We start from the raw sequence: 18,265 nt of genomic DNA, 5'->3' as shown, positions 1-18,265 counted from the left end.
TCAAAGTGTTTGCGCTCGGCCCCGTGGGCACGGCGTTGTCGCGCGGCGGCGCGCTGTTGCTCGACCAGCTCTATCCGCCGACCTGCCTTGCCTGCCACCAGCCGGTGGTCGAGGCCCACACCCTGTGCGCCCGGTGCTTTGCCCAGTTGCGGCCGATCTCGGCGCCCTTTTGCCCCGTGCTCGGCATTCCCTTGGGAGCGGCCCTCGGGCCGGGTGTGCTTTCGGCCGAAGCGATCGCCGATCCGCCGCCCTTCGGCAGAGCGCGGGCGGCGCTGGTCTATAACGAAGCTGCCCGCCGCATCGTCTCCCGGCTCAAATATGGCGACCAGCCCGAACTGGCGCGGTTCTGCGCGCGGCTGATGGCGCCGGCCGGGCGCGACCTCTGGGGCGGCGATCCGGTGCTGGTGCCGGTGCCGCTCCATTTCGGCCGCCGCATCGAGCGGCGCTACAACCAGTCGGCGGAGCTGGCGCAGGCGCTTGGAAAGGCGCTGGGGCTGCGGGTCGATGCTGCCCTCGCCCGGCGCGTCCGGCGCACGCGCCAGCAGGTCGGGCTGAGCGGAGACCAGCGCCGCCGCAACGTTGCGGGGGCCTTCGCGACCCATCCGGATCTGCTCGGGCGCCTGGCCGGGCGGCCGGTGGTTCTCATCGATGACGTCTACACCACCGGCTCGACCTTGCGGGCCCTCACCCATCAGTTGCGGCGGGGCGGCGTGCATCAAATCGATGTCATGACTTTCGCCCGCGTTGTCATCGGGCTCGACTTGCCCATATAGAAGGGACGAACGAGCGGAGACTTTTATGGCAAAGGTCGAAATCTACACCACGCCCACCTGCCCCTATTGCTACGCGGCCAAGGCGCTGCTGGATGACAAGGGCGTGCAATACGAAGAAATCACCGTCCTCGACCCCGACCTGCGGGCGAAGATGACCGAGCGCGCCCATGGCCGCCGCACCGTGCCGCAGATATTTGTCGGCGATACCCATGTGGGCGGCTATGACGACATGGCCGCGCTCGATCGCCAGGGCAATCTCGATCCGCTTTTGCAGGCTTAAGTGAACACTCCCATCCGTATCGCCGCAGCGCAGATGCGCTCGGGCCTCGAGCCGGCGGCCAATCTGGACGCGCTCGATGCGCTGGTGGCTTCGGCCGTGGCGGGCGGGGCGCAATATGTGCTCAGCCCGGAAGTGACCGTGGCCTTCGCCGAGAACCGGGAGGGGCTGGCCCGGGTTGCCGGGCCCGCCGAGGACAATGGCGATATCGCCCGCGCCGCCGAGATCGCCGACGCCCACGGGGTCTACCTGCATCTGGGGTCGCTTGCCGTCGCGCTGCCCGACGGGCGGTTCGCCAATCGCTCGATCCTTTTCGGGCCCGATGGCGCGATCATCGCAAGCTACGACAAGATCCACCTCTTCGATGCCACCCTGCCGGGCCTGCGCGAATACCGCGAAAGCGCCACCTACAAGGGCGGCGACGTGGCGGTGGTGACGCCGGCCGCCGGGTTCAACCTGGGTATGGCCATCTGCTACGACGTGCGGTTTCCCGCCCTCTTCAACGCGCTGGCCGGTGCCGGCGCCGAGGTGATCTCGGTTCCGGCCGCCTTCACGGTGCCGACGGGGCAGGCGCATTGGGAAGTGCTGCTGCGGGCCCGCGCCATCGAGACGGGATCCTATGTCATCGCCGCGGCCCAGGGCGGCCATCATGAGAATGGCCGGGCCACCTACGGGCACTCGATGATCATCGATCCCTGGGGCACAGTCGTGGCCCGGATAGAGGGCGACGAGCCCGGAATCATCGTCGCCGATATCGATCTCGGGCGCGTTGCCGACGCCCGGGGCAGGGTGCCTGCGCTTGCCAATGCGCGGCCCTTTTCGCTAAGCGTTAACCAATCGGCGCGCAAAATGCCGATCTGAAAGGTCCCGGTTACGTGATCCACTATTCCCTCGTTTGCCAAAACGATCACAAGTTCGATGCCTGGTTCGCCAGCGCCGCCGCCTTCGATGCCCAGAGCAAGCGTGGCATCGTCACCTGCCCGGTCTGCGATTCAAAGCAGGTGCACAAGGGGCTGATGGCTCCCGCCGTGTCCCGTGCCAATTCCGAGAAGGTTTCGCTCTCGATCGGCCATCCCCAGCATGACCAGATCCGCGCTGCCCTCCGCGCCATGCGCGACAAGGTGGTGAACGAGGCCGACTATGTTGGCGACAAGTTCGCCGAAGAGGCCCGCAAGATCCATTTCAAGGATGTGGAAGCGCGCGGCATCTATGGCGAGGCCACCCAGGACGAAGTGGCCGCGCTCATCGAGGATGGCGTCGATTTCATGCCGCTGCCCAATATCCCGGAAGACCACAACTAGCCTGTCGCCTGCATGAGGCGCAGCGCTGCCGCCGTCGCCTCGTCGGCGGGCAGGAATGTCTCGATGGCGAGTTCGGAGACGGTGACGTCGAGCGGCGTGCCGAAGACCATTGTCGTGCTCAGGAACGATAGCGTCGCCCCGGGCAAGCGCAGCCGCAATGGCACGGCGATGGCGCCTGCCTCGATGGCGCGCCGCGGTCCCGCCGGATAGGCGTTGAGTTCGGCGATGAGCTCGGGCAGGGCAGGGTCGGCGGTTTCGGCGAACTGCCGGCGCAGGCGGTGGAGCAGGTGTGCCTTCCATTCGGCCATGTTCTCGATATGACCTGCCAGTCCCTCCGGATGGAGGCTCAGCCGCAGCACGTTGACGGGCGGCTCGCGCAATCCGGGCGCGGCCAGGGCCAGGAGTGCGTCGACGGCGCGATTGGCAGCGACAAGCGTCCAGTGGCGATCGATGGCCAGGGCCGGGAACGGTTCGTGGGCGGCGAGCAGCGTCTTGATGGCCGAGAGGGCAGGCGTCAGTGCGCCGTCATCCAGCCCCCGTTCGGCAAAGGCCGGCGCGAAGCCGGCGGCCAGCAGCATCGCGTTGCGTTCGCGCAGCGGCACGTCCAGTTCGTCGGCCAGGCGCAGGACCATGTCGCGGCTGGGGCGCGAGCGCCCGGTTTCGAGGAAGCTGAGGTGGCGGGTCGAAATCTCGGCCTGCAGCGCCAGATCGAGCTGGCTCAGGCGCCGCCTCTGTCGCCAGTCGCGCAGTTTTTCGCCGATCGGTTGGGTCGCGGTTGTGCTCATGGTCCCATTCCTAGACGCCCGCCGGTTCGGCTTCCATTACCTGGCGGGTAATCGATCCGGCGCGGCAGTTGCGGTTTGCTTGCTGTCGTCAGCAACCGCGGAGACCGCAAATGACCGATATCACCAGCATCGCCAACGACTATATCGCGCTTTGGAACACCCAGGACGCAGCGGGGCGCGCCGCGCTGCTCGAGCGGGGCTGGGCGGGTGACGCCCGATACGTCGATCCGCTCATGGCCGCCCAGGGCCATGCCGAGATTTCGGCGCTCGTCGCCGGCGTCCTTGGGCAGTTCCCCGGCTTCCGCTTCACGCTCCTGGGGCAGCCGCAGGCGCATGGCGTCCATGGCCGCTTCTCCTGGGGGCTGGGGCCGGATGGGGCCGAGCCGGTGGTGGAAGGCACCGATTTCGTCGAGCTCGCCGATGGCAAGCTGCGGCGCGTCACCGGCTTCCTCGACAAGGTGCCGGCCGCCTGATCGGAGCGAACCCTGCCAAGGAGCGCGCCTTCGCCTGCGGGCCCGTCAGCCTTCGAGCTGGGCCCGCAGCCGCTCCATGGCGCCCCTGATCCAGGGGCCTTCGCGGCCGTCGGCGACCTTGAACCAGAGCCGGGTCATCTTGGGCCACCAGGTGACCTCGAGCGTGCCCTTCTCGCCGGCACGCTTGAAATGCCAGTGGATGCAGCCCGGATAGGTTCCGAGCGTGCCGCGCATGGCGACGATCAGCTCTTCGCGCGCGGCCGCCTGTTCGACGCTTACCGGCACCGCCTTCGGCTCGATGCCGTCAGGCATGTGGACTTCGATTTCGATCACCGTGGCTCCCCCTCAGTCGCGGTGGACAATCAGGCCGTCTTGGGCTTTTCGGCAAGCAACATATAGTTGACCGCCATGTCGGGCGATTGACGCCAGGCATCGCGAAGCGGGTTGTACACAACTCCCGTCCGGTCGGTGACCTTCATGCCGTTGCGCTCGATGAGCGCGGTGACTTCCTCGGGCGTGAGGAACTTGTCGTAGGAATGGGTGCCGACCGGCAGCCAGCGCAGGATGTGCTCGGCCCCGACGATGGCCAGCGCGAAGGCGCGGGCCGTGCGGTTGATCGTGGCGACCACCATCAGGCCGCCCGGTCGCACGAGCTGGGCGCAGCTCTTCATGTAGAGCGGCACGTCCGAGACGTGCTCGACCACTTCCATGTTGAGCACGATGTCGAACTGCTCGCCCGCTTCTGCCAGGGCCTCGGCGGTGGTGGCGCGATAGTCGATCTCGAGATCGGACTGGGCGGCGTGGACCTGGGCGATCTTGATGTTGCGCTCGGCGGCGTCAGCGCCCACCACATCGGCGCCCAGCCGTGCCATGGGTTCGCTCAACAGGCCCCCGCCGCAGCCGATATCGAGCACGCGCAGCCCTTCGAGCGGGCGACGCGCGCCGGGATCCTTGGCGAAATGCAGTACGGCATTGTCCCGGATATAGGTCAGCCGCACCGGATTGAACTTGTGGATCGGCTTGAACTTGCCGTTGGGGTTCCACCATTCCTCGGCCATGGCGCCGAACTTGGCGACTTCCTCGTTGTCGATCGTGGTGGTGGTCACTGCCCGGTCCTCCTTGAGGGAACCATCCTGACGTGCGGGATTGGCCGGACCATGTCAAGGTCCGGCACGGTACGGTCCGGGCCCGGGCGGGCGCGGCCCTTTGCTTGTTGAAACCGGCCCGCCTTTGTGGCAGGAGACGCGCGCAAATTTCAGTGTCTTGCCGACCGGTCTCCAACCGGCGGTTATCCGGGAAAAATCCATGGCCCGCATCGTTGTTAAGTTTGGTGGCACGTCCGTCGCCAACGTGGAGCGCATTCGCCAGTCGGCGCGCCATGTCAAACGCGAGATCGACGCCGGTCACCAGGTGACCGTGGTGGTCTCGGCCATGTCGGGCAAGACCAACGAACTGGTGGGCTGGACCAGGGAAGCCGCCCCGATCCACGATGCGCGCGAATACGACGCCGTCGTCGCCTCGGGCGAGCAGGTCACGGCCGGCCTGATGGCCATCGTGCTCTCGGAGATGGGCATCCCGTCGCGCTCGTTCTCGGGCTGGCAGGTGCCGATCCGTACTGACGACGCCCATGGCGCCGCGCGCATCACCGATATCGATCCGACCACGCTCGACGAGTTGATGAATGCCGGCTGGGTGCCGGTGATCACGGGCTTCCAGGGCGTGGCGCCTTCGGGCCGCGTGACGACGCTGGGCCGTGGTGGCTCGGATACGTCGGCGGTGGCCGTGGCGGCGGCGGTCAAGGCGGACCGCTGCGACATCTATACGGATGTAGATGGCGTCTACACCACCGATCCGCGTATCGTGCCCAAGGCGCAGCGCCTCAACAAGATCGCCTTCGAGGAAATGCTCGAGATGGCTTCGCTCGGCGCCAAGGTGCTCATGATCCGCTCGGTCGAGCTGGCCATGGCCCAGAAGGTGCGCCTGGTCGTCCGCTCCTCGTTCGACGATCCGGATGCCCCCCAGATTGCCCCAGATGGAACGCCCGGCGTGCCCGGAACCCTTGTATGCGATGAGGATGAGATCATGGAAAAGCAGATCGTTTCGGGCGTGACGCTCGCCAAGGCCGAGGCCAAGATCACGCTGCGCGACGTCAAGGACCGCCCGGGCGTGGCCGCCGCCATCTTCGGCGCGCTCGCCGACCAGTCGATCGTGGTCGACATGATCGTCCAGAACATTTCGGACGACGGCGCCACGACCGACATCACCTTCACGGTTCCCGACAGCGACTACGACAAGGCCGTGCGCGCGCTCCAGGATGCCGGCGACTCGATCGAGTATTCCCGAATCTCGGGCTCGAAGGGCGGCGCCAAGATTTCGGTGGTGGGCGTGGGCATGCGTAGTCATGCGGGTGTCGCGTCTTCCATGTTCAAGGCCCTGGCGGAAAAGGGCATCAACATCCAGTTGATCACGACTTCCGAGATCAAGACCTCGGTGCTGATCGATGACCAGTACGCCGAGCTTGCGGTACGCGCGCTCCATACGTATTACGGTCTGGACAAGCAGGACGCCTGACGGCCAGCGACGAGGGGTCGCCGCCGCGCCCAGGCAAGGGAGCGGCGCAAGCCGCCAGGGTGATATGGCCACATTGACCGGCGGTCCGCGCGTGCTGTTGCGGCAGTTGCGCGAAACCATGGCGGAGCCCCTGGGCTCGCAGGACCGGCTCAACAAGATCGTCGATCTGATCGCGGACAACATGCGGGCCGACGTGTGCTCGTTCTACGTCCTGCGCGACGACGGCGCGCTCGAACTGTTTGCGACCCATGGCCTCAAGCCCGAGGCCGTCCATATGACGACACTGCGGCTGGGGGAGGGCCTGGTCGGTCTCATCGCGGCCGAAGCCGAGCCGCTCAGCCTCGAAAACGCTCCCGCCCATCCCGCCTTCGCCTACCGTCCCGAGACCGGGGAAGATCCGTTCTACGCGTTCATGGGCGTGCCGGTATTGCGCGCCGGACAAACTCTGGGCGTACTTGTGGTCCAAAACAAGGACCGGCGCGTTTTCGGCGAGGATGAAGTCGAGGCGATGCTGACCACCGCCACCATCCTTGCCGAGATGATCGCCACGTCCGAGTTCGACAGCCTGATCAAGCCCGGCTCCGATATCGATCTGCGGCGTCCCCGCACCTTCGACGGGCTGGCCTTGGCCGAGGGCATCGCCCTGGGCCAGGTGGTGCTGCACGACCCGCGCGTGGTCGTCACCAATTTCATTGCCGATGACATCGATGCCGAGAAGCAGCGGCTCGACGTGGCGCTCGAAAAGATGCGCGTCTCGATCGACGTGATGCTCGATCACGGCGACATGCAGCCGTCTTCCGACCACCGCGAGATTCTCGAAACCTACCGCATGTTCGCCAATGACCGCGGCTGGGTCGGGCGGCTGATGGAAGCCATCGACAACGGCCTTTCGGCCGAGGCGGCGGTGGAGCGGGTGCAGAACGACACTCGCGCCCGCATGCTGCGCCAGACCGATCCCTATATCCGCGATCGCCTGCACGACCTGGACGATCTGGCCAACCGGCTGTTGCGCGTGCTTACCGACAACAATGACGGCCTGGGCAAGGAGCTGCCGGACAACGCGGTGCTGGTCGCCCGCAACATGGGGCCGGCCGAACTGCTCGAATACGACCGCAGCAAGCTGCGCGGCGTGGTGCTCGAGGAGGGCGGGTCCACCTCGCATGTGGCCATCGTCGCCCGCTCGCTCGGTATCGTGGCGGTCGGGCAGGCCGAGAGCATCGTCTCGATGTCCGAAGAGGGCGACGACATCATCGTGGATGGCGGGGCTGGTGCCGTGCACCTGCGGCCCACGCCCGATGTCGAGCAGACCTATGTCGAAAAGGTGCGGCTCTCGGCCAAGCGCCGGGCGCACTACCTGGCGCTGCGCGACCTGCCCTCGGTCACGCGGGACGGGCACAAGATCACCCTGCTCCACAATTCCGGGCTCGTGGCCGACCTGCCCATGCTCAACGAGACCGGCGCCGAAGGGGTCGGCCTCTTCCGGACCGAGCTGCAGTTCATGATCGCCTCCAAGCTCCCCCGGCTCAACGAGCAGGTGGACCTCTACCGCGACGCGCTGCGCATCGCCGGGGAGCGGCCGGTCGTCTTCCGCCTGCTCGATATCGGCGGGGACAAGGTCGTGCCCTATATGCGCTCGGCCGCGGAGGAGAACCCGGCCATGGGCTGGCGTTCCCTGCGTCTGGCGCTCGATCGTCCGGGCCTGCTGCGCACCCAGGTGCGCGCGCTCTTGATGGCGGCCGAGGGCAAGCCGATGAAGATCCTCGTGCCCATGGTCACCGAGGCCTTCGAGTTCCGCCAGGCGCGGCTCGTGGTCCAGAAGGAGATCGAGCGGCTCAAGCGCGCCGGGGAGACGGTGCCCTCGAGGGTCGAATTGGGCGCCATGATCGAAGTGCCCTCGCTGCTCTTCGAGCTCGACCAGTTGCTGCCCGAGGCCGATTTCGTCTCGATCGGGTCGAACGACCTCATCCAGTTCCTGACTGCGGCCGACCGCGCCAATCCGCGCGTCTCCAAGAACTACGATCCCATCGGCCTGCCGCGCCTGCGGGCACTGCGCCATATCGTGGACGCGGCGCGGCGCTACAACGTGCCGCTCACCATGTGCGGGGAGCTGGCGGGCAAGCCGCTCGAGGCGCTGGCGCTCATGGCCATCGGCATGAACCGGCTTTCGATGGGGCCGTCCTCGATCGGCCCGGTCAAGGAGATGATCATGGCGCTCGAGCTCGATCCGATCCGCAAGTCGGTCGCCGCGGCGCTTGCCGATGGCGCCGATGGCGTGAGCATGCGCGAACTCTTGCAGGAATGGGTAGACCGGCAGAACCTTCCGGTCTAAGACGCGGGCCTTCCCGACTTGCATCCAAGAGATCATGGCAACACTTCCCGCCGATAAGCTCGACGTTCTCGAAAAGCGCTTCCTCAGCATCGAGGCGGAGCTGGCCTCCGGGCCAGCAGCCGATCAGTTCGTCAAGCTCTCCAAGGAATATGCCGAGATGGAGCCGGTGGTGCGGCCCATCATCGCCTATCGCAAGCTGCAGCGCGAACTCGAGGACGCGCGCGAGATGGCGGCGTCGGGCGATCCGGAGCTGGCCGAGATGGCCGAGGCGGAGGTGGCCGAGCTCGAGGAACGCCTCGAGACGATGACCCAGGAAATCCGCATCCTGCTGTTGCCCAAGGATGCCGCCGACGAGAAGAGCGTCATCCTCGAAGTGCGCGCCGGCACCGGCGGGGACGAGGCGGCGCTGTTCGCGGGCGACCTTTTCCGCATGTATCAGCGCTATGCGGACCTGCAGGGCTGGAAGTTCACCGTCATGGAGGAGAGCCCGGGCGAAGCGGGCGGCTACAAGGAAGCGGTGGCCAATATCTCGGGCAAGGGCGTCTATGCCCGCCTCAAGTTCGAGAGCGGCGTCCATCGCGTGCAGCGCGTGCCGGCGACCGAAGCGTCTGGCCGCATCCACACCTCGGCGGCGACCGTGGCGGTGCTGCCGGAAGTGGAAGACATCGATATCGACATCAAGGCCGAAGATATCCGCATCGACACGATGCGCTCCTCGGGCGCGGGCGGCCAGCACGTCAACACCACCGATAGCGCGGTGCGCATCACGCACCTCCCCACCGGTATCGTCGTGACCTCCTCCGAAAAGAGCCAGCACCAGAACCGCGCCAATGCCATGAAGGTGCTGCGCGCGCGCCTGTTCGAAGCCCAGCGGGACGCCCGCGACAGCGCGCGGTCCGAAGCGCGGCGCGAGCAGGTCGGATCGGGCGATCGTTCCGAGCGCATCCGCACCTATAATTTCCCGCAGGGCCGGGTCACCGATCACCGCATCAACCTGACGCTCTATAAGCTCGACAAGGTCATCGAGGGCGAAGCGCTCGACGAGCTGGTTTCGGCCCTCATCACCGAGAACCAGGCGGCCCAGCTTGCCGCCATGGAAGGCGTTTCCTGAGCGGGCCGGCCATCGGCGCCGCCTGGCGCGCGGTCCGCGACCGCTTCCGCGCGGCGAACCTGGATACCCCTGAACTCGACGCCCGCCTTCTGGCGCTGGAGGCTTTCGGCCTCGATAGCCTGGCGCTGCTCGGCGCCGAGCAGCAGCCGGCTCCGCCTGCAGCGCTCGAACGGCTCGAAAGCCTGGCGCTGCGCCGGCTCACGGGTGAGCCGGTGGCGCGCATACTGGGGGAGAAGGAATTTTACGGGCTGCCGTTCCGGCTCAATGCGGCCACGCTCGTGCCGCGCCCCGATACCGAACTCCTCGTCGATCTGGCCCTGCAATGGCTGGCCGGCCATCCTTCTGCGCGCCTGCTCGATCTCGGCACCGGCAGCGGCGCCATCCCCGTCGCCATCCTCGCCAACAATCCGACCGTGCTGGCGGTGGCGACCGATCTCGCGCCGCTGGCCCTCGAGGCGGCGGCCGCCAATGCCCGGGACAATAGTGTCTCGGGCCGGCTCGAATTGCGCCAGGGGTCCTGGTTCGATCCGATCGGGCCGGACGAGCGCTTCGATCTCATCGTCTCCAATCCCCCCTATATCGAATCCGCAACCATCGCGGGGCTGGCTCCGGACGTGCGCGATTTCGATCCCCTGCTGGCCCTCGACGGCGGTCCGGACGGGCTCGGGCCCTATCGGGTGATTGCCGAAAGCGCGGGCCGGCACCTGCGCGCCCCGGGCGCCCTGATGGTTGAAATCGGGTCGGGCCAGGGGCAGGCCGTGGTCGAGCTGTTCGAGGCCAAGGGCTTTTCCAAAGTGAGGATCGAAAAGGATCTGGCCGGTCTTGATCGTGTGGTTATTGCGCACCAACTATAGGTGCATAGACAGCACACGCATGCGTGAGACCGAACATTTCGCTTGGAAAGCTCAGGCGAACAGGCTAGTTTCCCAATGCTGTCAATGACGCTTTGGCGTCTAGGTGATGGTCACCCGCTCATCGGCGAAGCTGAAGTTTTTCCAGCGCGGACCCGGGCAAGGATCCCGGACGCCCGGATGATGCGGACTAAGTGATCAAATCGCGACAGTGTTTTGGGGACTCACAAACAACGAACTTTAACCGGCACGGCACGCTAGGGCCGCCCGGGTTGCGGGTTGAGTTGGCAGATGAGCCAATCCCCCGGTGCTAGACGCTTACTGATGATCGAAGCGATACGATGAGACCGAACCAACAGAACAACAAGAACCGTTCGCGCGGACGCAACAACAATGGCGGGCGCAAGCACGTCAATCCGCTGTCGCGCAACTATGAGAGCAACGGACCGGACGTGAAGGTGCGCGGCAACGCTGCCCATATCGCCGAGAAATATGTCCAGCTCGCCCGCGATGCCCAGGCTTCCGGGGACTCGGTGATGGCCGAGAACTACCTCCAGCACGCCGAGCATTATTTCCGCATCGTGTCGGCCGCCCAGCCCCAGGGCGTGCAGCGCTCCGACCAGTTCAACGACAATGACGGCGAGGACGACGAGTTCGAGCCGCAGGAAAACAGCCGCTTCTCGGTGCCCGAGCGCATCGCGCAGCCGGCCCAGAACGATGCCGAGGGCAGCGAAGGCGAAACCGCCGAAGCGCCGGCCGAAGCCAATACCGAGGAAGCCGCTGCCGCTCCGGCCGCCGCTGCCGAAGGCGAGGGCGAAGCCGAGGCCCCGCGTCGCCGCGAGCGCCGTCCGCGCCGTCGTCGCGCTGCCGGTGCCGAAGGCAACGGCGCCGATCCGGCCGAAGCCGAGCAGCCCGAGATCGGCGAACTGCCCGCCTTCATCACCGCTGGCGGCGCACCGACCGCAGCCGAATAAGCCTGCAAGGCTTGAGATTTGGAGAGGGCCGGACCTGTGGGTTCGGCCTTTTCGTTTTGGGGCACTGCGCCTGGTCCCGCGGGCCGTTCACCCTGCATCTCTCCGCGCCGGCGAAGGCCGGGGAGGGCAGGTTGGAGCGGGAGGTGAGTTCTGCCACCCATTTCCGCTTCACGCCCTTTTGTTTGGCGCAACCTCTCCTATATCTTGGGTGTTGCCTGAGTACGCCGCCAAGCGGGTGCGACGGCCACAACACTTCCGGCGACCGGGCCGTGCCGAGTTTTCGGGCGTTTCCGGCGTGCCTCCAAAGGAGAGTTGCATGAATATTGAAAAGTACACCGAACGGGCCCGAGGCTTCGTTCAGGCGGCGCAGACCATGGCCCTGGGCAAGGGCCACCAGCAGTTCTCGCCCCTCCACATGCTCAAGGTCCTGCTTGATGACGATCAGGGCATGGCGTCCGGTCTCATCGATCGGGCTGGCGGCAATTCCAAGGCCGCCCGCGCAGCGGTGGATGCTGCGCTCAACAAGATTCCCAGCGTCTCGGGGGATGCCTCCCAGCTTTACCTGACGCGCGAGCTTGCCCGCGTCTTCGAGACTGCCGAAAGCGCCGCCCAGAAGGCCGGCGATTCCTATGTCACGGTCGAGCGGCTGCTTCTGGCCATGACCGTCGAGAAGGACACCGATGCCGGCAAGATCCTGGCCTCCGCCGGGGTGACGCCGCAGGCGCTCAACGAAGCCATCAACGAGATCCGCAAGGGGCGCACTGCCGACTCGGCTTCGGCCGAGAGCCAGTACGATGCCCTGAAAAAATATGCGCGCGACCTGACGCAGGACGTGCGCGACGGCAAGCTCGATCCCGTCATCGGGCGTGACGAGGAAATCCGCCGCACCATTCAGGTGCTGTCGCGGCGCACCAAGAACAACCCGGTGCTGATCGGCGAACCCGGCGTCGGCAAGACGGCGATCGCGGAGGGCCTTGCCATCCGCATCGTCAACGGCGACGTGCCCGAAAGCCTCAAGAACAAGTCGCTGCTGGCGCTCGACATGGGCGCACTCATCGCGGGCGCCAAGTATCGTGGCGAGTTCGAGGAGCGGCTCAAGGCCGTGCTCAACGAGGTGTCGTCCTCGGACGGGCAGGTGATCCTCTTCATCGACGAGATGCATACCCTGGTCGGCGCCGGCAAGTCCGATGGCGCCATGGATGCGTCGAACCTTCTCAAGCCCGCCCTGGCGCGTGGTGAGCTCCACTGCGTGGGCGCCACCACGCTCGATGAATACCGCAAGTACGTGGAAAAGGACGCGGCCCTGGCCCGTCGCTTCCAGCCGGTCTTCGTCAACGAGCCGACGGTGGAAGACACCATCTCGATCCTGCGCGGGCTCAAGGAAAAGTACGAGCTGCACCATGGCGTGCGGATTTCGGACTCGGCCCTGGTGAGCGCGGCGACCCTGTCGAACCGCTACATCACCGACCGGTTCCTGCCCGACAAGGCCATCGACCTCATGGACGAGGCGGCGGCGCGCCTGCGCATGGCCGTCGATTCCAAGCCCGAGGCCCTCGACGAGCTCGACCGGCGCATCATGCAGCTCAAGATCGAGCGCGAGGCCTTGAAGAAGGAAACCGACGACGCCTCCAAGTCGCGGCTCGTCAAGCTCGAGGCAGAGCTGGCCGAACACGAGGAAGAGGCGCAGGCGCTGTCGTCCAGATGGCTAGCCGAGAAGGAACGCCTCGCCGGTAGCCAGAAGCTCAAGGAAGAGCTCGACGCGGCGCGCAGCCAGCTCGAAAGTGCCCAGCGCACCGGCGATCTGGCCCGTGCGGGCGAGCTTGCCTATGGCGTGATCCCCGATCTCGAAAAGCGCCTCAAGGCGGCCGAAGAGAACAAGAGCGCCGAACCGACCATGGTCGAGGAAGTCGTCACGCCTTCCGAGATCGCGCAGGTGGTTTCGCGCTGGACGGGTATTCCGGTCGACAAGATGCTCGAGGGCGAACGCGAGAAGCTCATGCATATGGAGCAGTCGCTCGGCGCCCGCGTCATCGGCCAGGAGGAAGCCGTGGTCGCGGTCTCCAAGGCAGTGCGGCGTGCTCGCGCGGGCCTGCAGGATCCCAACCGGCCGATCGGCTCGTTCATGTTCCTTGGCCCCACGGGCGTCGGCAAGACCGAGCTCACCAAGGCCCTGGCGCAGTTCCTGTTCGACGATGAGACCGCCATGGTCCGCATCGACATGAGCGAGTTCATGGAGAAGCACTCCGTGGCCCGGCTCATCGGTGCCCCTCCGGGCTATGTGGGCTATGAGGAAGGTGGCGTGCTGACCGAAGCGGTGCGGCGCCGGCCTTATCAGGTCGTGCTGTTCGACGAGATCGAGAAGGCGCATCCGGACGTGTTCAACGTCCTCCTCCAGGTGCTCGATGACGGGCGCCTGACGGACGGGCAGGGCCGCACGGTCGACTTCCGCAACACGCTCATCATCATGACGTCGAACCTGGGCGCCGAATACCTGGCCCAGCTCGCCGACGGCGAGACGGTCGAGGCGGTGCGCGGCAAGGTGCTCGATGCGGTCAAGGCGGCGTTCCGGCCGGAATTCCTCAACCGGATCGACGAAATCCTGCTGTTCCACCGGCTCGAGCGCAAGCATATGGGCGCCATTGTCGACATCCAGATGAAGCGGCTCCAGGAACTGCTCAAGGAACGCGACGTGACCCTAACGCTCACGCCCGCAGCCCGCGACTGGCTGGCGCTCGAAGGGTACGACCCCGCCTATGGCGCGCGGCCGCTCAAGCGCGTGATCCAGCGCGAGATCCAGGACCAGCTGGCCGAGGAAATCCTGGCCGGCAAGGTCGCGGACGGCACCAATGTGGTGGTCGAGGCGGACGGGGAGCATCTGGTCCTCGTTCCTGAAAAAGGCTCCGAAGTTACCGGCGCGGCGGCTTAGTCTCCTTTCCCGCCCGTTGGCAAAGGCCGACCCGAAAGGGCCGGCCTTTTTGCTTTTGCGGCCGTGGCCCGCTTGCGTCTCACGCCGATTCCAGATTAGAACAAAAAGAGAACAATGGAGTCGCGTCACATGGGCAACAGCTTTCAGATCGATTATCTCGAATTCACCAGCGCCAACCTCGAGGCGTCCAGCCGCTTCTTCGCCGAGGCGTTTGGGTGGTCCCGGATCGACTATGGCCCAGGCTATTCCGGGGCGGCCGATGCGGGGATCGACGTGGGCGTAGCCGAGGCGGAGAATCAGGCGGCGGCGCCGCTGCTGGCGGTAGTGCGCACGCAGGATCTGGAGGCCGCCTATGGGGAGGTCACGGCCGCCGGCGGGGTCATCACGCGCGAGCCGTTCGATTTCCCCGGCGGGCGACGTTTCCATTTCCGCGAACCGGGCGGCAACGAACTGGCGGTCTGGATCGCGACAGAATAGGCTGACCTCCAAACAGCCGGCGGGTGTTCCGATGACAGATAGTGCGCCAACCACTCTCCAGAGCGAAGCACCCGCAACCTTTTGTCCGGCCCCGGCGCGCATCTTCGTGCTGGCGGCCGCGATTCTGGCCTCGTCGATGGCCTTCATCGACGGTTCGGTCCTCTCCATCGCGACGCCCGCCATCCGCGCCAATCTCGGGGCGACCCTGTCGGACGCGCAGTGGATATCGAACGGCTACATGCTCTTCCTCGCCTCGCTGCTGCTCATCGGCGGGGCCGCGGGGGATCGGTTCGGGCTCAAGCGTGTCTTCTCGGCGGGGATCGGCGTTTTCGTCATCGCGTCGGTCGCCAGCGCCCTGGCGCCAACTCCACAACTGCTGATCGCGGCTCGGGCCGTCCAGGGCATGGGGGCGGCATTCATGGTGCCCTCCAGCCTTGCCATCATCGCCAAGGCCTACCCGCGCGACCAGCGCGGCTGGGCCATCGGCATCTGGGCGTCGGCGTCCTCGCTCACCACCATTCTCGGGCCGGTCATCGGCGGGTTCGTGCTCACCATTTTCGGCGAGTGGAGCTGGCGGCTGGTCTTTGCCATCAACCTGCCGCTTGGCCTTGCGGCGCTGGCGCTTCTCTTCTGGCGCGTGCCGGACGATCGGCCTACGGGCGATCGCAGGCTCGACGTGCTGGGCGGGGTGCTCATCACCTTTGCCCTGGGCCTTTTCGCGCTCGGGCTGACCGGCGATGGCAGCCAGAGCGTGCCGCCGCTTGCGCACGTTCTCGGTTTCTGCGGCGTCGGCGTGGCGCTGTTTGTCGCCTTCCTCTTCTGGGAGACGCGGGCGCGCCAGCCGATGCTGCCGCTCGGCCTCTTCCGCAATCGGAGCTTCTCGGGCGCCAATGCGCTGACTTTCGCGCTCTACTTCTCGCTCGCCGCCATCGGTTTCTACCTGCCGATGACCATGATCGCGGGCTGGGGGGTCTCCCCGGCGGTCGCGGCGCTTGCGTCGCTGCCGCTCGGCATTGCGCTGACCCTCCTGTCCTCGTTCACCGGCAAGCTGGCCGATGTCTATGGCCCCGGCCCGCTCATCGCCGGCGGCGCCACGCTCGTCGCCCTGGCCTTTGCCGGCCTGGCGCTCACCGCGCCGCTCCACAATGTCTGGTTCGCGGTCATTCCGCTCAATGTCGTGATGGGCGTCGGCATGGGCTTTGTCGTCTCCCCGCTCTCGACCGCGGTCATGACTTCGCTGCCCGATGCCGATAGCGGCATCGCCTCGGGCGTCAACAATGCCGTGGCGCGCGTTGCCGGGCTCCTCGCGGTCGCCCTGATGGGGAGCGTGGCGGCGCTGGTCTTCAACGCCATGATGGGCGGGGCGGTCGACGGGCTGTCCTTCGGCCTGCCCACCAGCCAGGCCCTGCCGCCTGAAACCGAGGCGGCGCGCATAGCGGCCACGAATGGCGCCTTCGCCGCCGTCGCCTGGACGACTGCAGGGTTGTCGCTGGTGTCGGCTGCCATCGCCTGGGTGACGCTGGAGCGGCGGCGCTAGCGCCGGAGTCTCCAGGCGCCCGCCGACGGCCTAGTTGGAGGCCACCGTGATCGGCGCGGCGTCGCGGGTCATCAGGTCGCGGATCTGGGCCACGGTCTGGGCGAACTGCTGCTGGTACTGGGCCGGCAGGGACTTGTCGCGCGGCAGCTTTACGCTCAGCGGATCGACGAAGTTGCCGTTGATCAGGATCTCGAAGTGGAGGTGCGGGCCGGTCGAGTTACCGGTCGAGCCCACATAGCCGATGATCTGGCCCTGGCGCACATAGGAGCCCGGGGTCGTGGTGTCGGCAATGCGGCTCATGTGGCCATAGCCCGTCTCGAAGCCATTGACGTGCTTGATCATGACGTAACGGCCATAGCCGTTGGTCCAGCCGGCCTTCTCCACCACGCCGTCGCCGGCCGCGTAGATGGGGGTTCCCGTCTTGGAGGCGAGGTCGACGCCCGTGTGCAGGATGCGCTTGTGGAAGATGGGGTGCACGCGCCAGCCGAAGCTCGAGCGCACCACGCCGCCGCCCTGGAGCGGCCGACGGTTGAGGAAGCGCTTGCCGCTCTCGCCGGAAGGATCGAAGAAATCGACCTTGCCGTCATCCGTCCGGAAGCGGAACAGTTCCTTGAGCGTGGTGCCCAGGCGCAGGCCGACATAGAGCAGGTCCTGGTGGCCATTGGCGTCCGGAGGCGTCTGCAGGATCTCGATGGAATCGCCGGCCGAGATCTTCTTGTTCAGATCCAGGTCATAAGCATACATCGCCACGATGCGCTTGATGGTGTCGTCGTCCAGGTCGTGCTTGCGGCCGGTTTCCCAGATCGAGCGGTAGATCGAGGGCAGGTTGGCGACGTTGATCTCTTCGGTGTCTTCGTCCGGGAAGGTGATCTGGGGCGGCTCGGTGGCCAGCACGTACTGGCCGCGATCGGTCAGCGCCACGGTGGCGGCATGCCGGTCCTTGTTGGTGGCGTTGTCGTGGATATAGATGCTCATCCGGTAGGGGATGAGGCTTTCCGAACTGCGCGAGGGGCCGAAGAGAATGCGCAGGCGCGCGCCGGCGGGAAGGTTGGTCGAGGGATAGACGTTGCGCAGCGTCCCGTTGATCATTGCGATCATATCGGGCGTAAAGCCGTTCTTCTTGAGCGTCTCCTCGAGCGAAGACGGTTCGCGCAGCGTCAGCAGGCGCTCGGTGCGACCCAGTCCCTGTCCGGGCAGCGTGGTCTTGGGTACGGCCGTGACGTTCTCGGCGACGCCCGTGATCATGGCGTCGGTCGGGGTGGCCGAAAGCTCATGGATGGTGGCGTCGGTGGGGGCATAGGCCAGCGCGGTGCTGTCGGCTTCCACATAAGCGCCTTCGACCGTGGTGCGCACGAAGTCGGCCGCGACCTGGTCGGAAATGGCGCGCGGGGGCACCTGGGTCAGCGGCAGCGAGGCGAGCTTGATCGAGACCTCGCCCTCGACCTCGGCACCATAGATGTCGGTTGAGACGTTGCTGTCGGCGTCGAGCGGCTGGGTCGAGGCGATCAGGGATACCGGATCATAGGCCGGCACGTCGTCCGAGAGCGAAGTCGCCGCCGTCGCCAGGGTGGCGCGCAGGCGGCTGAAGGGCTGCTTCTTGATGATGTCGCGCCCGTCGACCGTTTCCTTGATCGTGGCCTCGATGGTCTCGAGCTCGGATTTGGGCTTGGCGACCGGGCGGACGCGGTTGGTCTTGATCAGCAGGTTCGTGGGGCTGAGCGGCTTGGGCGGGTTTGCGATCTGGAGCGCTTCATAGGCGGTCGAGAACGTGTCCTGCCCCTGGAAGGAGACAAAGAGCGCCGCGCCCATCAGCAGCACGCTGGTCAGCCCGGTCATCACGGTGCCGGTCAGCCAGGAGATGGAGAGCTCGCGCCCGTGCG

Annotated in this window: 17 protein-coding genes (1 of these 17 cut by a window edge); 13 read left to right on the top strand and 4 right to left on the bottom strand. The window is 66.4% G+C overall.

Annotation, left to right across the window (positions count from 1 at the left end):
- Positions 1-5 precede the first annotated feature (5 nt).
- From FNA67_RS19000 to FNA67_RS18985, 4 genes are read left to right on the top strand one after another with little or no spacing between them, the layout of a single operon-like run.
- On the top strand, positions 6-773 hold the full coding sequence (locus FNA67_RS19000) for a ComF family protein (RefSeq protein ID WP_244616395.1): 768 nt from the start codon (positions 6-8) through the stop codon (positions 771-773).
- Between the two features lie 25 nt (positions 774-798).
- Positions 799-1,053: a glutaredoxin 3 gene (grxC, locus tag FNA67_RS18995; protein WP_049706663.1), complete on the top strand. Its 255-nt coding sequence runs from the start codon at positions 799-801 to the stop codon at positions 1,051-1,053.
- Positions 1,054-1,911: a carbon-nitrogen hydrolase family protein gene (locus FNA67_RS18990; RefSeq protein WP_244616394.1), complete on the top strand. Its 858-nt coding sequence runs from the start codon at positions 1,054-1,056 to the stop codon at positions 1,909-1,911.
- 14 nt (positions 1,912-1,925) lie between these two features.
- A complete protein-coding gene (locus FNA67_RS18985) occupies positions 1,926-2,351 on the top strand; it encodes a DUF1178 family protein (protein WP_147657610.1) in 426 nt (141 codons plus the stop codon).
- Here the strand turns inward: FNA67_RS18985 and FNA67_RS18980 are convergent.
- Entirely contained in the window at positions 2,348-3,136 is a 789-nt protein-coding gene (locus tag FNA67_RS18980; RefSeq protein WP_147657608.1) for a helix-turn-helix domain-containing protein, read from the bottom strand. The genes FNA67_RS18985 and FNA67_RS18980 overlap by 4 nt on opposite strands.
- A 110-nt stretch (positions 3,137-3,246) precedes the next feature.
- Between FNA67_RS18980 and FNA67_RS18975 the strand changes: the two genes are divergently transcribed.
- A complete protein-coding gene (locus FNA67_RS18975; protein ID WP_147657606.1) occupies positions 3,247-3,609 on the top strand; it encodes a nuclear transport factor 2 family protein in 363 nt (120 codons plus the stop codon).
- A 45-nt stretch (positions 3,610-3,654) separates the two neighbouring features.
- Here the strand turns inward: FNA67_RS18975 and FNA67_RS18970 are convergent, their stop codons facing one another.
- Complete coding sequence (locus FNA67_RS18970; RefSeq protein ID WP_049706658.1) at positions 3,655-3,942, bottom strand: hypothetical protein; 288 nt, start codon at positions 3,940-3,942, stop codon at positions 3,655-3,657.
- Positions 3,943-3,971: 29 nt separating this feature from the next.
- Positions 3,972-4,715, bottom strand: coding sequence for a bifunctional 2-polyprenyl-6-hydroxyphenol methylase/3-demethylubiquinol 3-O-methyltransferase UbiG (gene ubiG, locus FNA67_RS18965; RefSeq protein WP_280176971.1), 744 nt, complete (start codon positions 4,713-4,715; stop codon positions 3,972-3,974).
- 199 nt (positions 4,716-4,914) lie between these two features.
- Between ubiG and FNA67_RS18960 the strand changes: the two genes are divergently transcribed.
- From FNA67_RS18960 to FNA67_RS18925, 8 genes are all read left to right on the top strand, one after another.
- Complete coding sequence (locus FNA67_RS18960; RefSeq protein ID WP_049706657.1) at positions 4,915-6,180, top strand: aspartate kinase; 1,266 nt, start codon at positions 4,915-4,917, stop codon at positions 6,178-6,180.
- Positions 6,181-6,244: 64 nt separating this feature from the next.
- Positions 6,245-8,509: a phosphoenolpyruvate--protein phosphotransferase gene (gene ptsP / locus FNA67_RS18955; RefSeq protein ID WP_049706656.1), complete on the top strand. Its 2,265-nt coding sequence runs from the start codon at positions 6,245-6,247 to the stop codon at positions 8,507-8,509.
- A 34-nt stretch (positions 8,510-8,543) separates the two neighbouring features.
- Positions 8,544-9,620, top strand: a complete 1,077-nt coding sequence (gene prfA / locus FNA67_RS18950; RefSeq protein ID WP_049706655.1) for a peptide chain release factor 1 — start codon at positions 8,544-8,546, stop codon at positions 9,618-9,620.
- Positions 9,617-10,474, top strand: a complete 858-nt coding sequence (gene prmC, locus FNA67_RS18945) for a peptide chain release factor N(5)-glutamine methyltransferase (RefSeq protein ID WP_147657604.1) — start codon at positions 9,617-9,619, stop codon at positions 10,472-10,474. Before prfA ends, prmC begins: the two co-directional genes overlap by 4 nt.
- A 338-nt stretch (positions 10,475-10,812) precedes the next feature.
- A complete protein-coding gene (locus tag FNA67_RS18940) occupies positions 10,813-11,445 on the top strand; it encodes a DUF4167 domain-containing protein (RefSeq protein ID WP_082202262.1) in 633 nt (210 codons plus the stop codon).
- Positions 11,446-11,761: 316 nt separating this feature from the next.
- Positions 11,762-14,371: an ATP-dependent chaperone ClpB gene (clpB, locus tag FNA67_RS18935; protein ID WP_147657602.1), complete on the top strand. Its 2,610-nt coding sequence runs from the start codon at positions 11,762-11,764 to the stop codon at positions 14,369-14,371.
- A 129-nt stretch (positions 14,372-14,500) separates the two neighbouring features.
- Complete coding sequence (locus FNA67_RS18930) at positions 14,501-14,848, top strand: VOC family protein (protein ID WP_147657600.1); 348 nt, start codon at positions 14,501-14,503, stop codon at positions 14,846-14,848.
- A gap of 31 nt (positions 14,849-14,879) precedes the next feature.
- Positions 14,880-16,385, top strand: a complete 1,506-nt coding sequence (locus FNA67_RS18925) for an MFS transporter (protein WP_147657598.1) — start codon at positions 14,880-14,882, stop codon at positions 16,383-16,385.
- Between the two features lie 30 nt (positions 16,386-16,415).
- Here the strand turns inward: FNA67_RS18925 and FNA67_RS18920 are convergent, their stop codons facing one another.
- Positions 16,416-18,265, bottom strand: partial view of a M23 family metallopeptidase gene (locus tag FNA67_RS18920; protein WP_170267367.1) — the 3' portion only. It continues 31 nt past the right edge of the window; 1,850 of the gene's 1,881 nt are visible here — the last part of the coding sequence; the start codon falls outside the window, past its right edge — the gene reads right to left on this strand; it ends in the stop codon at positions 16,416-16,418.

It is taken from the genome of Youhaiella tibetensis (assembly GCF_008000755.1).
Taxonomy (GTDB): domain Bacteria; phylum Pseudomonadota; class Alphaproteobacteria; order Rhizobiales; family Devosiaceae; genus Paradevosia; species Paradevosia tibetensis.
This window is presented reverse-complemented; position numbering and strand designations above follow the sequence as displayed.

Bases quoted from the DNA above. Each gene is read 5' to 3' on its own strand.
- prfA (WP_049706655.1), top strand. From the start codon at position 8,544: ATGGCAACACTTCCCGCCGATAAGCTCGACGTTCTCGAAAAGCGCTTC.
- grxC (WP_049706663.1), top strand. From the start codon at position 799: ATGGCAAAGGTCGAAATCTACACCACGCCCACCTGCCCCTATTGCTAC.
- FNA67_RS18940 (WP_082202262.1), top strand. From the start codon at position 10,813: ATGAGACCGAACCAACAGAACAACAAGAACCGTTCGCGCGGACGCAAC.
- FNA67_RS18960 (WP_049706657.1), top strand. From the start codon at position 4,915: ATGGCCCGCATCGTTGTTAAGTTTGGTGGCACGTCCGTCGCCAACGTG.
- FNA67_RS18930 (WP_147657600.1), top strand. From the start codon at position 14,501: ATGGGCAACAGCTTTCAGATCGATTATCTCGAATTCACCAGCGCCAAC.
- ptsP (WP_049706656.1), top strand. From the start codon at position 6,245: ATGGCCACATTGACCGGCGGTCCGCGCGTGCTGTTGCGGCAGTTGCGC.
- FNA67_RS18980 (WP_147657608.1), bottom strand. From the start codon at position 3,136: ATGAGCACAACCGCGACCCAACCGATCGGCGAAAAACTGCGCGACTGG.
- clpB (WP_147657602.1), top strand. From the start codon at position 11,762: ATGAATATTGAAAAGTACACCGAACGGGCCCGAGGCTTCGTTCAGGCG.
- FNA67_RS18975 (WP_147657606.1), top strand. From the start codon at position 3,247: ATGACCGATATCACCAGCATCGCCAACGACTATATCGCGCTTTGGAAC.
- FNA67_RS18925 (WP_147657598.1), top strand. From the start codon at position 14,880: ATGACAGATAGTGCGCCAACCACTCTCCAGAGCGAAGCACCCGCAACC.